Annotated in this window: 10 protein-coding genes; 6 read left to right on the forward strand and 4 right to left on the reverse strand. The window is 71.7% G+C overall.

Annotated features, from left to right (window positions below):
• Nucleotides 1-126 precede the first annotated feature (126 nt).
• Nucleotides 127-726, forward strand: a complete 600-nt coding sequence (locus tag HNR13_RS21305) for a DUF2510 domain-containing protein (RefSeq protein WP_218881240.1) — start codon at nt 127-129, stop codon at nt 724-726.
• 55 nt (nt 727-781) lie between these two features.
• Here HNR13_RS21305 and HNR13_RS15445 read toward each other — a convergent pair whose 3' ends face one another.
• Nucleotides 782-3,328: an AAA family ATPase gene (locus tag HNR13_RS15445; protein ID WP_179607175.1), complete on the reverse strand. Its 2,547-nt coding sequence runs from the start codon at nt 3,326-3,328 to the stop codon at nt 782-784.
• A 228-nt stretch (nt 3,329-3,556) separates the two neighbouring features.
• Between HNR13_RS15445 and HNR13_RS15450 the strand changes: the two genes are divergently transcribed.
• The 3 genes from HNR13_RS15450 to HNR13_RS15460 all read left to right on the forward strand — a co-directional run bounded on the left by HNR13_RS15450 (nt 3,557) and on the right by HNR13_RS15460 (nt 6,947).
• Nucleotides 3,557-5,098: a glycosyltransferase family 39 protein gene (locus HNR13_RS15450; RefSeq protein WP_179607177.1), complete on the forward strand. Its 1,542-nt coding sequence runs from the start codon at nt 3,557-3,559 to the stop codon at nt 5,096-5,098.
• Nucleotides 5,095-5,793 carry a DedA family protein gene (locus tag HNR13_RS15455; protein ID WP_179607179.1) on the forward strand — a complete coding sequence of 233 codons (699 nt, stop codon included), beginning with the start codon at nt 5,095-5,097 and terminating at the stop codon, nt 5,791-5,793. The genes HNR13_RS15450 and HNR13_RS15455 overlap by 4 nt, the downstream gene beginning before the upstream one ends.
• Before the next feature lie 62 nt (nt 5,794-5,855).
• Entirely contained in the window at nt 5,856-6,947 is a 1,092-nt protein-coding gene (locus HNR13_RS15460; protein ID WP_179607180.1) for a DNA glycosylase AlkZ-like family protein, read from the forward strand.
• Here the strand turns inward: HNR13_RS15460 and HNR13_RS15465 are convergent.
• A complete protein-coding gene (locus HNR13_RS15465) occupies nt 6,944-7,720 on the reverse strand; it encodes an SDR family oxidoreductase (RefSeq protein WP_179607182.1) in 777 nt (258 codons plus the stop codon). The two genes, HNR13_RS15460 and HNR13_RS15465, sit on opposite strands and share 4 nt — an antisense overlap.
• Nucleotides 7,721-7,822: 102 nt before the next feature.
• Between HNR13_RS15465 and HNR13_RS15470 the strand changes: the two genes are divergently transcribed.
• The gene (locus tag HNR13_RS15470) at nt 7,823-8,662 is read left to right on the forward strand and encodes a helix-turn-helix transcriptional regulator (RefSeq protein WP_179607184.1); all 840 of its coding nucleotides are present in this window, start codon (nt 7,823-7,825) and stop codon (nt 8,660-8,662) included.
• 10 nt (nt 8,663-8,672) lie between these two features.
• Nucleotides 8,673-9,578, forward strand: coding sequence for a prenyltransferase/squalene oxidase repeat-containing protein (locus HNR13_RS15475; RefSeq protein WP_179607186.1), 906 nt, complete (start codon nt 8,673-8,675; stop codon nt 9,576-9,578).
• Here HNR13_RS15475 and HNR13_RS15480 read toward each other — a convergent pair whose 3' ends face one another.
• Entirely contained in the window at nt 9,579-11,183 is a 1,605-nt protein-coding gene (locus HNR13_RS15480) for a SulP family inorganic anion transporter (protein ID WP_179607188.1), read from the reverse strand.
• Nucleotides 11,184-11,190: 7 nt separating this feature from the next.
• Nucleotides 11,191-13,530, reverse strand: a complete 2,340-nt coding sequence (locus HNR13_RS15485) for a sulfatase-like hydrolase/transferase (protein WP_179607190.1) — start codon at nt 13,528-13,530, stop codon at nt 11,191-11,193.
• Between the last annotated feature and the right edge of the window lie 44 nt (nt 13,531-13,574).

Here is a 13,574-nt window from a genome sequence, read left to right on the forward strand (position 1 = left end):
TTGGGACATGCACTGTACCCCTTCGTGGACTTTCAGGAAGGGTGCCCCGACCGGTGCCCCGACCTGGGGATGCCGGACGGCCGCACCCGGTCCGTAGACTGCCGGGACGAACTGCGAGGAGCTCCCGTGACGACACCCGACGCCGGCTGGTACACCGACCCCGGAGACACCCAGCGCGTCCGCTGGTGGGACGGCGCGGCGTGGACGGGGCACGTGCGGCCGCACCCGGGGGCGGCGGCGCAGCCGGTGCAGCCGCCCGTGCAGCCGATGCCGCCGATGTTCCCGCCGCAGCCGGGGCTTCCCGCCGAGCCCGGCTTCGGTGCGCAGCCCGGCTTCGGCCCGGCCGGCTTCGGCGGCCAGCCCGGCTTCGGCGCGCAGCCCGGCTTCGGCGGCCAGCCCGGCTTCGGCGGCCCGGCGTACAGCCCGCGCCCGACCTACCCGATGGAGCCCGTCGCGCCGCGCCGCGCCGACCGGGAGCGGCAGATGCGCCGCAACAACCCCTGGGCCTACACGAGTGTCCTGCTGGTCCTCATCGGACTCCTCATCAATCCGTTCTCGATCCTCTCGCTGCTCGGCGCCGGCTTCTCCATCGCCGGTCTCGTCCGCGCGTCCACGATCGACCCCGCCGTGCGCTACAACGGCCGCGTGACCTCGATCATCGGCCTCGTCCTCGGCCTCCTCGCGACCGGGTACTTCTGGTTCACCTGGCTGCGGTTGTACGGGTGACGCGAAAAGGCGCCGGCCCCCGAAGGAGCCGGCGCCTCTCGCACCCTGTCCGGCGTCACGCCGCGGCGTACACCGCCCGGGCGTGCACCTGCAGCGCCCCGTCGGCCGCGTCCACCACGACGGTCCCGCCGTCCTCGACGCTGCCCGCGACCACCAGCTCGGCGATCCGGTCGTCCACCTCGCGCTGGATGACACGGCGCAGCGGGCGGGCGCCGTACTCCGGCTCGTAGCCGGCGTCGGCGATCCACTGCACGGCCGCGTCCGTGACCTCGAAGCCGATCGAACGGTGCGCGAGCCGCGCCGCCGTCGCGTGCAGCAGCAGGCGGACGATGTCGCGCAGCTGCTCGGCGTCCAGCTTGCGGAACAGCACGATCTCGTCGATGCGGTTCAGGAACTCGGGACGCATGGCCTCGCGGAGCTTGCCCATCACCCGGTCGCGGATGTCCTTGTCCGAGGCGAACCCGTCGGAGCCCGCCGGCACGAAGCCGAGGGCGCCGCTGCGGGAGGCCAGGAACTCCGAGCCCAGGTTGGAGGTCATGATGACGACCGTGTTGCGGAAGTCGACCGTCCGGCCCTGGCCGTCCGTCAGCCGGCCGTCGTCCAGCACCTGCAGCAGCAGGTTGAACACGTCCGGGTGCGCCTTCTCGATCTCGTCGAACAGCACGACCGAGTACGGGTTGCGGCGCACGCGCTCGGTGAGCTGGCCGGCCTCGTCGTAGCCGACGTACCCGGGAGGGGCGCCGACCAGGCGGGCGACCGTGTGGCGCTCGCCGAACTCGCTCATGTCGAACCGGATCATCGCCTTGTCGTCGCCGAACAGCGACTCCGCCAGCGACTTGGCCAGCTCGGTCTTGCCGACGCCGGTCGGGCCGAGGAACAGGAACGAACCGACGGGACGGCGCTCGTCGCCGAGGCCGGTGCGGTTGCGGCGCACCGCCTTGGCGACGGCCGTCACCGCGTCGTCCTGGCCGATGACGCGCTCGTGCAGCTCCGACTCGAGCGCGGCCAGGCGCTCGCGGTCGGCCTCGCCGACGCGGGACACCGGGATGCCGGTCGCCCGCGACACGATCGCCGCGATCTCGGCTTCGTCCACGACCGCCTCCGCCGCGTGGCGCGGGGCCTTCCCGAGCTCGTCGATGGCGTGCTGGACGGCCTCCATCTCGTCGCGCAGGCGGGACGCCTCCTCGTAGTGCTCACCGGCGACGGCGGAGTTCTTCTCGGACTCCAGGGTCGCCAGCCGCTGCATCAGCTCGGACGCGTCGACCCTCTTGCCGAGCGACAGCCGCAGCCGGGCGCCGGCCTGGTCGATCAGGTCGATCGCCTTGTCGGGCAGGAAGCGGTCGGAGATGTAGCGGTTGGACAGCTCCACTGCGGCGCGGATCGCCTCCGGCGTGTACGTCACGGCGTGGTGCTCCTCGTAGGCGGAGCGCAGGCCGTCGAGGATGAGCACGGCGTCCTCGACGCTCGGCTCCCCCACCAGCACCGGCTGGAAACGGCGCTCCAGCGCCGGGTCCTTCTCGATGCGGCGGTACTCCTTGAGCGTGGTGGCCCCCACCAGGTGGAGGTCGCCGCGCGACAGCCGGGGCTTCAGGATGTTGCCCGCGTCCATCCCGCCGGACTCGCCGGACCCTCCGGCGCCGACCACGGTGTGCAGCTCGTCCACGAACACGATCAGCTCGTCCTTGCCCGCGCTGATCTCGTCCATGAGCTTCGTGAGCCGCTCCTCGAAGTCGCCGCGGTACCGGGTGCCGGCGACCATCCCGGCGAGGTCGAGCGCGACGACCTTCTTGTCGCGCAGCTGCTCGGGGACGTCGCCCGCCACGATCGCGCGGGCTAGGCCCTCCACGATCGCGGTCTTGCCGACGCCGGCCTCGCCGACCAGGACGGGGTTGTTCTTGGTCCGGCGGGACAGGATCTCGATGGTCTGCTCGATCTCGTCGAGCCGGCCGATGACCGGGTCCAGCCTGCCGTCGCGCGCGAGCGCGGTCAGGTCGGTGCCGAACTGGTCGAGCATCGGGGTCGCGGAGTCGGCCGCGGCCTCGTCCGGGCCGCCCTGGGCTCCCGCGCCGACCGTCGCGGACTGGCGCATTGCGTTGGTGAGCGAGTCGGGGGTGACACCCGCGGCCTGGAGGACCTGGCCGGCGGGCGCGTCCTGACCGATCACGAGCGCGAAGAACAGGTGCTCGGGGTCGATGTAGGTCGCGCCGGACGCGCGGGCCACCTGGTAGGCGTGGAACAGCACCCGCTGGGCCGACGCCGTGATCGAGGCGCCGTCGGCGTCGATCGGCTCACCGGAGCCGGGGAGGCGCTGCTCGGCCGCGGCGGCGACCGCGGACGGGTCGACGCCGATGCGGCGCATCGCGTCGGCGGCGGGCTCCTGCCCGGCCATCACGCGGAGGATGTGCAGGGAGTCCAGCTCGCGGTGGCCGTGCTCGAGGGCGTACCGGCCCGCCTCGGCGAGGAGTTCCTGCGTGCGCCGGCTGAGGAACCGGCTGATGTCGATGGAGCGCGCGGCGCGGGCGCGCTCGCCCGCGAGGTAGCGCGAGAGGAACTCGTCGAACGAGTTCTCGCTGCCGCTCTCGGGGGTGAAGTTCTCAGGCACCTGATCTCCTGTTTCTGAAAGTTGAGTTGGTTGCACTCAAGTTCAACGCTGCCGGGGAGCGTTTATTCCGGGACGCGAGGATCCGGTCCGGGGCGCGGTCACCGAAAGTCCTTCAGCCGTTAACCGCCGTCTTGGACCTTTCTGGGGAACTCTGGGATTGCATAGGACTCTGGGATTGACTGGAAGCGGACGCTGATTCGAAAGGACGGTGCCGATCTGTCCGTCACGATGCTGCGGCCGGCTCCGATCCGGAGGGCCGCGCCGCTCACCCGCCCCGCGGCGCTCGCCGCGCTGTTCGGCGTGCTCGCGACGGTGCTCTCGGCGATCGGGTCCGGGATCCCATCGCTCTGGGGCGACGAGGCCACCAGCATCATGTCGGCGCAGCGGCCGCTGCCCACGCTGTTCGCGATGCTCGGCCGGCTGGACGCCGTGCACGGCGCGTACTACCTCGGCCTGCACTTCTGGGGCGAACTGTTCGGGTTCTCCCCCGTCTCCGTGCGCCTGCCCAGCGCGATCGCGGTCGGGCTGGCGACGGCCGCCGTCGTCCTCCTCGCCGCCCGCCTCCGGGACGTGCGCACGGCCGTCGTCGCCGGCCTGGTCTGCGCGATCCTCCCGCGCGTCGCCTACATGGGCGAGGAGGCCCGCTCCTTCGCGTTCTCGGCGGCGATCGTCGCGTGGCTGACCGTCCTGCTCATCGCCGCGCTCGACCGCGACCGGCCGCGGGCGGCGTGGTTCGCCGGGTACGGCGCGCTGCTCGCCGTCGGCACCTACGTCTTCCTCTACACCGCACTGTTCGCGATCGTCCACGGCGTGATCGTCGCAGTGTCGCGCGCGCCGCGGCGCACGATCCGCGGCTGGCTGATCGCCGTGGGCGCGGCGATCCTCGCCACCGCTCCGCTGCTGATCGTCGCGATCGGCCAGCACCACCAGATCGCCTACCTCGGCGCCGTGCAGCAGCTCGCGCCGCAGACGCTGTTCAGCGGCCTGTGGTTCGGCGACTCCTGGCCGCTCGCGATCGCGGCGTGGGCGCTCATCGGCGTCGCCGTCGTGACGGAGGCCCGGCGCAGGGCGCTCGTCGCGCGGGCCGCGGGCGGCGGGCTGTTCTTCGGCTCCGGGACGCGGCTCCCCTCGCTGGTGCCGCTGGCGCTGCTGTGGCTGGTGCTGCCTCCCGCGATCCTGATCGCGGTGCAGTCGGTGGTGCCCGACTTCACCGCACGGTATGTGTCGTTCTGCGCGCCGGCGGCGGCCCTCCTGATCGCGTGCGGCGTCGACGACCTGATGCGCTGGCGGCGCTGGGCGGGCGTCGTCGCCGGCGTGCTCGTCCTCGCGCTGTGCGTCCCGGTGTACGTGGCGGAGCGCACCCCGTATGCGAAGAACCAGAGCGACTGGGCGGAGGTGTCCGCCGCGATCGGTGCGAACGCGCACGCAGGCGACGGGGTCGTCTTCGACGAGTCGACCAAGCCTTCGAAGCTCCCGCGCCTCGCCGAGCACACCTACCCCGCCGGGTTCGCCGGGACGAAGGACATCGCGCTCGACCTCCCGTTCGCGCAGACCACCTCGTGGCGCGACAGCGTCTACACGGTGCGCCAGGCGGCCGCCCTCGGCCGGTTCGACGGCGTCGGCCGGGTCTGGCTGATCGAGTACGCGGCCTCCCCCGGCTCGGTCGACGACTACGGAGTGGCCGACCTCGCCGCGCTCGGCTTCCACGAGACCAGCACGCGGATCGCGACCCATCGCGAGCTGATCTCGCTGTACGAAAGGACCCCATGATCCCCCACGCCCTGGCCGGCGCGCTCGTCCAGTCCGGCTCCCTCGTCCACACCGGCCTCCTCGACCCGCAAGGTCTCATCCAGGCCGCCGGCCCGTGGGCGCTGCTCGGCGTCTGCGCGATCGTCTTCGCCGAGACCGGCCTCCTGCTCGGCTTCTTCCTGCCGGGCGACACCCTGCTGTTCTTCGCGGGCGTGCTGACGCTCACCGGCCACATCCCGCAGCCGCTCTGGCTGGTGATCGTCGCGGTCGCCGTCGCGGCGATCGCCGGCGGCGAGGTGGGCTACCTGATCGGACGGAAGGGCGGCCCGGCGGTCTTCGACCGGCGCGAGTCCGGCCTGTTCAGCCGGGCGAGCGTCGTGCGCACGCAAGCGTTCTTCGACAAGTACGGCAGCGGGGCCGTCGTGGTCGCCCGCTTCGTGCCGGTCGTCCGCACCTTCGCGCCGGTCGCGGCGGGCGTCGGGCGGATGCGGCACGGGGTGTTCAGCGTCTTCAACCTGATCGGCGCAGCGGTCTGGGCCGCCGCGGTCGTGCTCATCGGCTTCGGGCTCGGGCACATCCCCGGCGTCGCGGACTTCGTGTCGAAGTACCTGGACCTGGTCCTCATCGCGATCGTCGTGCTGTCGGTCGGACCGGTCATCGTCCGGGCGATCGCACTGCGCCGGCGGAGGTCGCGGGTCGACTCGGAGGATCGCTGACAGTGACTCGGGGCTCGACGCCTGACCGCACTTCCGTCGGATCCCGCCGCTAGCGTAAGGGCATGGCCGTCACCCTGGACCGCGACGAAGCGCGCCGGATCGCCGTGCGCGCGCAGCGCCTGGACGCCGAGCGGCCGACCGGGATCGTCCCGCTCGTGGAGGACCTGACCTTCCTCCAGCTCGACCCCACCGCCGCCATCGCGCCGAGCGCGGACCTCATCGCGTACACCCGGCTCGGCGCGACCTACCGCCCCGAGGCGCTGGTTGAGGCGCTGGAGACCGACCGGCTGCTCTACGAGGTGAAGGCGATGGACGATCCGGTCACGCCGCCGTTCGCGATGGTGCGGCCGGTCTCCGACCTCGGCCTCCACCTCGACCGGATGTCGCGCTGGCCCGAGCGCCTGTCGGGTGCGCAGGCCTGGCTGGAGGCGAACGACGCGTTCCGCCGCGACGTGCTCGCGCTGCTGCGCGACCGGGGCCCGACGCTGTCGAAAGACATCCCGGACACCGCGGTCGTGCCGTGGGTGTCGACCGGCTGGACGCACGACCAGAACGTCACCCGCCTGCTCGAACTGCTTCAGGGTCGCGGGGAGGTCGCCGTCGCCGGGCGGATCGGCCGTCAGCGCACCTGGGACCTGGGCGAGCGCGTCTATCCGGCCGGCATCGAGGTGGTGCCGGAGGCGGAGGCCGCCCGGCTGCGCGACGAGCGCAGGCTGCGCGCGCTCGGCATCGCCCGCCGCGCCCTGGTGGGCGACGCGGGCGAAGCGGCGACCGTCGAGGGCAGCACTCTGGAATGGCGGGTGGACCCGGCCGCCGTCGGCCTCCCGTTCGCCGGCCGGACCGCGCTGCTGTCGCCGTTCGACCGGCTCGTGCACGACCGGGTGCGCAGCCAGGAGGTGTTCGGCTTCGAGTACCTGCTGGAGATGTACAAGCCCGGTTCCAAGCGGCGCTGGGGCTACTTCGCGCTGCCGATCCTGCACGGCGACCGGCTGATCGGCAAACTCGACGCCACCGCCGACCGGAAGGCCGGGATCCTCCGCGTCGCGGCCGTCCACGAGGACGAGCCGTTCGCGCCGGAGGCGCGGGACGCGGTGCGCGCCGAGATCGACGCGCTCGCAGCCTGGCTCGCCCTCACGCCCGAGTACGCCTCCTAGGCGGCGGACTCGCGGGCGTGCGGGTCGGAGCCGTTCAGCACCTCCACGACGCGGTCGTAGTCGCCGCGGGCCTCGCCGTAGCGGAGGAACTTCACCCGCTCCACCTGGAGCTCGGTGGCGTCGGGCTGCGTCTCGATCAGCTCCATGACCTCCGCGACGAACTCGTCCAGCGGCATCGCGAAGTCGCTCTCCTCCTGGCCCGGCATCAGGGCGGTGCGCACCGCGGGCGGCACGAGTTCCAGGACCCGGACCGACGTGTCGGCGAGCTGGAGGCGGATGCTTTCGCTGAGCATGTGGATGGCCGCCTTGCTGGCGTTGTAGCTCGGCGTCACCTTCAGCGGCGTGAACGCCAGGCCGGAGGAGACCGTGACGATCGTGGCGTCCGGGCGGGACTGCAGGTGCTCGACGAACGCCGCGATCAGGCGGATCGGTCCGAGCACGTTGGTGGTGACGATGGACTCCGCGGAGGCGAGGAACGCCTCGGGGCGGTGCCAGTCCTCCGCGCGCATGATGCCGGCCATCGTGACCAGGACGTTCAGGTCGGGGTGGGCGGCGAGCACGGTGCCGGCGGCCTCCCGGATGCTGTCGGCGTCGGCGGTGTCGATGCGGACCGTGTCGATGCCGGGGTGCTCGGCCGCGATGGCCTCCAGCAGCTCGGTGCGGCGGCCGCCGACGATCACGGTGTTGCCGCGCTCGTGCAGGGCGACGGCGAGGGCGAGCCCGATGCCGCTGGTGGCGCCGGGGATGAAGACGGTGTTCCCTGTGATGTTCATGCCCTCCACTCTGCGGGCGTTCACTCGCGGGCGGGAGCGGAGCGCTCATCGGGGGATCCGCGATCCCTGGCTCGGACCCGCCCGACGTCGGATGATGGTGTGATGGACCGCACCGCGCTCGCCGATTTCCTCCGCCGCCGCCGCGAGGAGCTGCGCCCGGAGGATGTCGGCCTGCCCTCCGGGCCCCGCCGACGCGCGCCCGGCCTCCGTCGCGAGGAGGTCGCGATGCTCGCCGCGATGTCGAACGACTACTACACGCGGCTGGAGCAGCGCCGCGGCCCGCAGCCGAGCGACCAGATGCTCGCCTCGCTCGCCCGCGCACTGCGGCTGTCCGCCGACGAGCGCGACTACCTGTACCGCATCGCCGGCCACAACACCCCCGACCGGCTCGGCGGCGCGCACGTCCCCCCTGCGCTGCAGCGCGTGCTGGACCGACTGGACGACACCCCGGCCCTCGTCCTGTCGAACCTCGGCGAGACCCTCCTGCAGAACCGGCTGGCCGTCGCGCTGCTGGGCGACCGCTCGCACTACACGGGTCTCGAACGCAGCGAGTACTACCGCTGGTTCACCGAGCCCGCGACCGCGCGCGCGATGTACCCGGAGGCCGACCGCGACCGGCAGAGCCGCGCCCAGGTGGCCTCCCTTCGCGACGCGTACGGCGCGCTCGGCCCGCAGTCGCGCGCCGGCGAGCTCGTCCGGGCGCTGCTGGAGCGGAGCCCCGAGTTCGCGGAGCTGTGGGAGCGGCACGAGGTCGCCCGCCGATTCGAGGACCACAAGACGCTGATCCACCCGGAGCTCGGCGCGATCGAGCTGGACTGCCAGGCGCTGTTCACCGAGGACCAGTCGCAGTGCCTGCTGGTGCTGACAGCCGCACCGCGCACCGAGGCGGCGGAGAAGCTGGCGCTGCTGGCGGTACTGGGCACGCAGTCGTTCGCGGGGTAGCCTGTCCGCCGTGGATGTCCTCGGCTGGCTTCTCGACGGCGACCCGGCGATCCGCTGGCAGGTCCGCCGCGACCTGCTGCACGAGCCGGACGCCGCCGTGGCCGCGGAGCGCGCGAACGTGGAGACCGAAGGCTGGGGCGCCCGCCTGCTCAACCTGCAACGCGAGGACGGCACCTGGGGCGAGGGCGTCTGGACGCAGCGCGACTGGCTCGGCGTGGACGACGCGATGCTCCTGCTGGCGCTGCTGGGCGCGCCGGCGGACGGCGAGCGCACTCGCGTCGCGGTGGACCGCGTGGTGCGCCAGGTGGACTGGGGCGAGGAATGGTGGAACCATCCCTTCTTCGACGGCGAGGTGGAGCCGTGCATCAACGGCCGCGTCCTCGTCGCCGGCGCACGCTTCGGGCATCCCAGCGAGCTGATCGTGGAGCGGCTGCTGAACGAGCAGCAGGACGACGGCGGCTGGAACTGCTACGCCGAGACCCGGCAGGAACCCGGCTCGTTCCACAGCACGGTCTGCGCGCTGGAGGGCTTGACCGCCTACCGGGACGCGGGCGGCCCGACCGACGTGGCCGCGGCGATCGAGCGCGGCCACGAGTACCTGCTGGCGCGCGGGCTGATGCGCCGGCTGGGCGACGGGTCGATCATCCGCGACAGCTGGCTGCAGTTCTCGTTCCCCTACTACTGGTCGTACGACGTCCTGCGCGGGCTCGACCACCTGCGCGCGGCCGGCGTCCCGGCGGACGATCGGGTCGCGGAGGCGGTGTCGGTCGTGGCGTCCCGCCGGCAGCCGGACGGGCGCTGGCTGCTCGACCACGAGCACTCCGGGCGCGCGCTGCTGGAGATGGAGGCCGTCGGCGAGCCGAGCCGGTGGAACACGCTGCGGGCGCTGCGGGTGCTGGAGTGGGCGGGGGCGTAGCTAGTCCCCGACCCGCCCCTCCGCCTCCAGCCCCCGGAACCACTTCGTGCGCGCCGCGATCGCCCGCGCAGCGGCCGGGAGTCCGCGCACACGCAACCGCACCCCGCGCCCGGCGAGCTCCTGGTCGAGGTTCTGCAGCGCGAGGATGACGGTGACGGAGACGTCCTGGAGCGGCGAGCAGTCCAGAGTGAGCTCGGTGACCTCCCCCGCGGCTCGGGCGGCGTCGGTCGCGTCGAGGATCGCCTGCTCCGTCGCGAGCACGTTGGCCGTGTAGAGCGGCCCGAGGAGGCTGACCGCGAGCCGGCCTCCCTCGCTCTCGTCGACGCGGACGCGCGGCTTGTTCAGCGCCGCGAGCACCAGCACGAGCGTGAACAGCACGCCGACGCCGACCGCCGCCAACAGCCCCGCGGTCAGGCCGATCACCGCTGTCGCCATCGCGACCGCGAAGTCGCGCCGGCTGACGCGCCAGAGCAGCACCAGGTCCTTCACGTCGATCAGCCCGAAGACGGCGACGAACACCAGCGCGGCGAGGGTCGCCTGCGGCAGCAGGCTGATCACCGGGCCGAGGAACAGCCCGATCAGCAGCGCCAGCACCACGGTGACGAGGGCGGCGAGCTGCGAGCGGGCCCCCGCGGACTTGTTCACCGCGCTCTGCGAGAAGCCTCCCGCAGCGGGCAGCGTCCGGAACCAGCCGCCGATCAGGTTCGCCATCGCCGTCGCGAGCAGCTCCCGGTTGCTGTCGATCCGCGGATCGTCCAGCTCGCGGAGGCCGCGCGCGACGGCCGCCGACTCCAAGAACGCCATCACGGCGATCGCCAACGCGCCCGGGATGAGCTGGAAGACGTGGTCGAGGCTCGGCAGCGTCGGCAGCGGGAACGCCTGCGAGACCGGCGTGATGAGCTCGACTCCCGCCGAGCGGAGGCCGCCGAACGCGACCAACAGGATCCCGGCGGCTACGACGATGAGCGGCCCCGGCACCCGCGGCAGGAACCGCTTGAACAGGAACAGCGCGGCGATCGACAGCGCCGACAGCACCGCGGTGACGGGGTTCGCGTGCGGGACGGCGGCGATCACCGCGTTCACACTGTGGATGAAGCCGTGGCCGGTCGGCGCGTCGGTCTCCCCCAGCAGTTTGGGCAACTGCCCGACGGCTACCGTCGCGCCGACGCCGATCTGGATGCCGAGCAGCGTGGGCTTGTTGATGATCTCGACCAGCGTCCCCAGCCGCAGCAGCCGCGCGAGGAGCAGGGCGACGCCGACCAGCAACGTCAGGGTCACCAGGTCGCGCGGGATCGCGTGCGAGTCCGCGACGACGCCCGCCGAGACGAATGTCGTGGCGGTGAGCGTGGCGATCGTGGAGGTCGTGGAGACGCTCATCGCCCGCGAGCCGCCCAGGAACGCGTACACCGCCATCGGCACGGTCGCCGTGTAGAGGCCGGCCTCCACCGGCAGGTTCGCGATGGTCGCGTACGCCATCGCCTGCGGGACGACCACCGCGCCCGCCGACACCCCGGCGAGGATGTCGCGGCCGAGCCACTCCCGGCGGTAGCCCGCCAGGGTGGGCAGCAGCCACGGCCGCCGGGTGACCGGGGGCGCGGTGGTCATCTGTCCCTCAGTCCCTGGCCATCGCTGCGGCCAGGTGCGCCTCCACATCCACGTAGGCGTCGTCGGCGATGTCGAACACCACTTTGATGATCTCGCCGCCGGTGTAGTCGAACCGCGAGCCCTCGTACAGCTTCGACACAGCGTCGCCGGAGTCGTAGCCGATGCAGAGGCCTTCGCCGCACAGCGAGAAGTGCCCCAGGATGGTGCGGATCTCCTGCTCGGCGACCTTCTCGTCGTCGATGTAGAGAGCGAGCGGCCCGATGGCCTCGCGGTACTCCCCCACCCGCTCCTTGGTGAACGAGACCCCGAAGACGTGCGGGCCGGGCTCGGGGACAGGCGCAGAGATGACGTTCTCCGGCGGGATGCCGAGGAAGTTGTAGACGTAGGTCAGCTTCCCGTCCTTCACGAACAGGCTGTGGCCGCCGAACCGCGAGCCGTGGGCGAAGATCACCCCCTGCGTGTCCGCTGTCGTCGTCACCTCCGCGAGGACCTTGTACGAGACGCCGTGGGTGTTCGCGGCCGACCGCTCCGGGACTTCGCTGGTGCCCGGGTAGTAGGTGTACTGGCCGCTCGCCGGAACGGGGACTTTGAACTCCATCGAGATGAACGTCTCGAAGTCCTTGGGGTTGCCGATGATCTGGAGGTCGTTGAGCGGCAGCACATCGTTGCGCTTCGCCTCCGATAGCCACAGCGCCTTCAGCTCCTCCACCTTCTCCGGGTGCTCGTCCGCGAGGTCATGCGCCTCCGAGCGGTCGGTGTCGGTGTGGAACAGCTGCCAGGTGTCGCTCGGGAAGTCGCCGCGGCCGCTCACCGGGCCGTGCTCGGTGACCGCCTTCCAGCCGTCGTGCCAGATGCCGCGATTGCCGAACATCTCGAAGTACTGCGTCCGCTTCGTCGTCTCGCCGTCGGCCTCGAAGCTGTAGGTCATCGGAATGCCGTCCAGCGGTCGCTGCTCGACCCCGTTGTAGGTCGCGGGAAGCTCCACACCGCAGACATCGAGGATCGTGGCGACGATGTCGGTCGAGTGGTGGTACTGGTTGCGCACCTCCCCGCGCGCGGCGATGCCCTTCGGCCAGGAGATCACCAGCGGATCGCAGACGCCGCCCTGGTAGACGTAGCGTTTGAACATCCGGTACGGCGTCGAGAACGCGGCGGCCCAGCCCGTCGGGTAGTGGTTGTAGGTGTCCGGCGAGCCCAGCTTGTCCACCATGCGGAGGTTGTCCTGCAGGTCGTCGGGATAGCCGCCGAAGATCTTGCCCTCGTTGACGGACCCGTTCGGGCTGCCCTCCCCGGAGGCCCCGTTGTCGGCGCAGTAGATGATCAGCGTGTTGTCGAGCTGCCCGGACTCCTCCAGGTAGTCGACGATCCGGCCGACCTGGGCGTCCGTGTACTCGGAGAAGCCGGCGTACACCTCCGCCATCCGGCAGAACAGCGCGCGTTCCTCCGCACCCAGCTCGGCCCACGGGCGCACTTCGTCGCTCGCCGAGAACGTCCCGGGCGGCATCGGGTTCAGCTCGGTGAGCTCGGTGCCCTCCGGCAGCAGCCCCCTCTCGATCATCCGCGGCAGCACCCACTCGCGGTAGGCCTCGTAGCCGTCGTCGAAGACGCCCTTGTACTTGTCGATGTACTCCTGCGGCGCGTGGTGCGGGGCGTGGTTCGCGCCGGGACAGAACCACAGGTACCAGGGCTTGCCCGGCTCGGTCTGCTGCACGTCGCGCAACATCCGGAGCGCCTGGTCGGCGAGGTCCCTCGACAGGTGGTAGCCCTGCTCCGGCAGGTACGGCTGGTCGATGTAGTGGTTGTCCTCCGCCAGCGACGGATACCAGTTGTTGGTCTCGCCTCCGATGAAGCCGTAGAACCGGTCGAAGCCCTGCGCCAGCGGCCAGTTCTTCTTGCTGGCGCCCGCCGTCCACTCGTCGATCGGGACGTTGTGGTTCTTGCCGACCCAGAACGTCGCCCAGCCGGCGTCGCGCAGCAGGTTCGCCATGGTCGCGTTCGACGCCGGGATGTGCGAGTTGTAGCCGGGGAAGCCGGTGGACGACTCGGAGATGGTCGCGAAACCGTTGGAGTGGTGGTTGCGCCCGGTCAGCAGCGTCGACCGGGTGGGCGAGCACAGCGCGGTGGTGTGCCACTGGGTGTAGGTCAGACCGTTCTGCGCCAGCCGCTCCATCGTCGGCATCTGGATGCGCCCTCCGTACGGCGACCAGGCCGCCTGCCCGGTGTCGTCGTAGAGCACCAGCAGCACATTGGGCGCCCCTTCCGGGGCCTCGGGCGGGAGGAAGGCGTCCCAGTCGGACACCGAGTCCCGCACATCGAGTTCGATCTTTCCCTGGAATTCTCTGGTCACAGCAGCAGCCCCCTCGATTTGCGGCACACGCTAACGAGGAGGGT

The organism is Leifsonia shinshuensis, from assembly GCF_013410375.1.
Lineage (GTDB): Bacteria > Actinomycetota > Actinomycetes > Actinomycetales > Microbacteriaceae > Leifsonia > Leifsonia shinshuensis.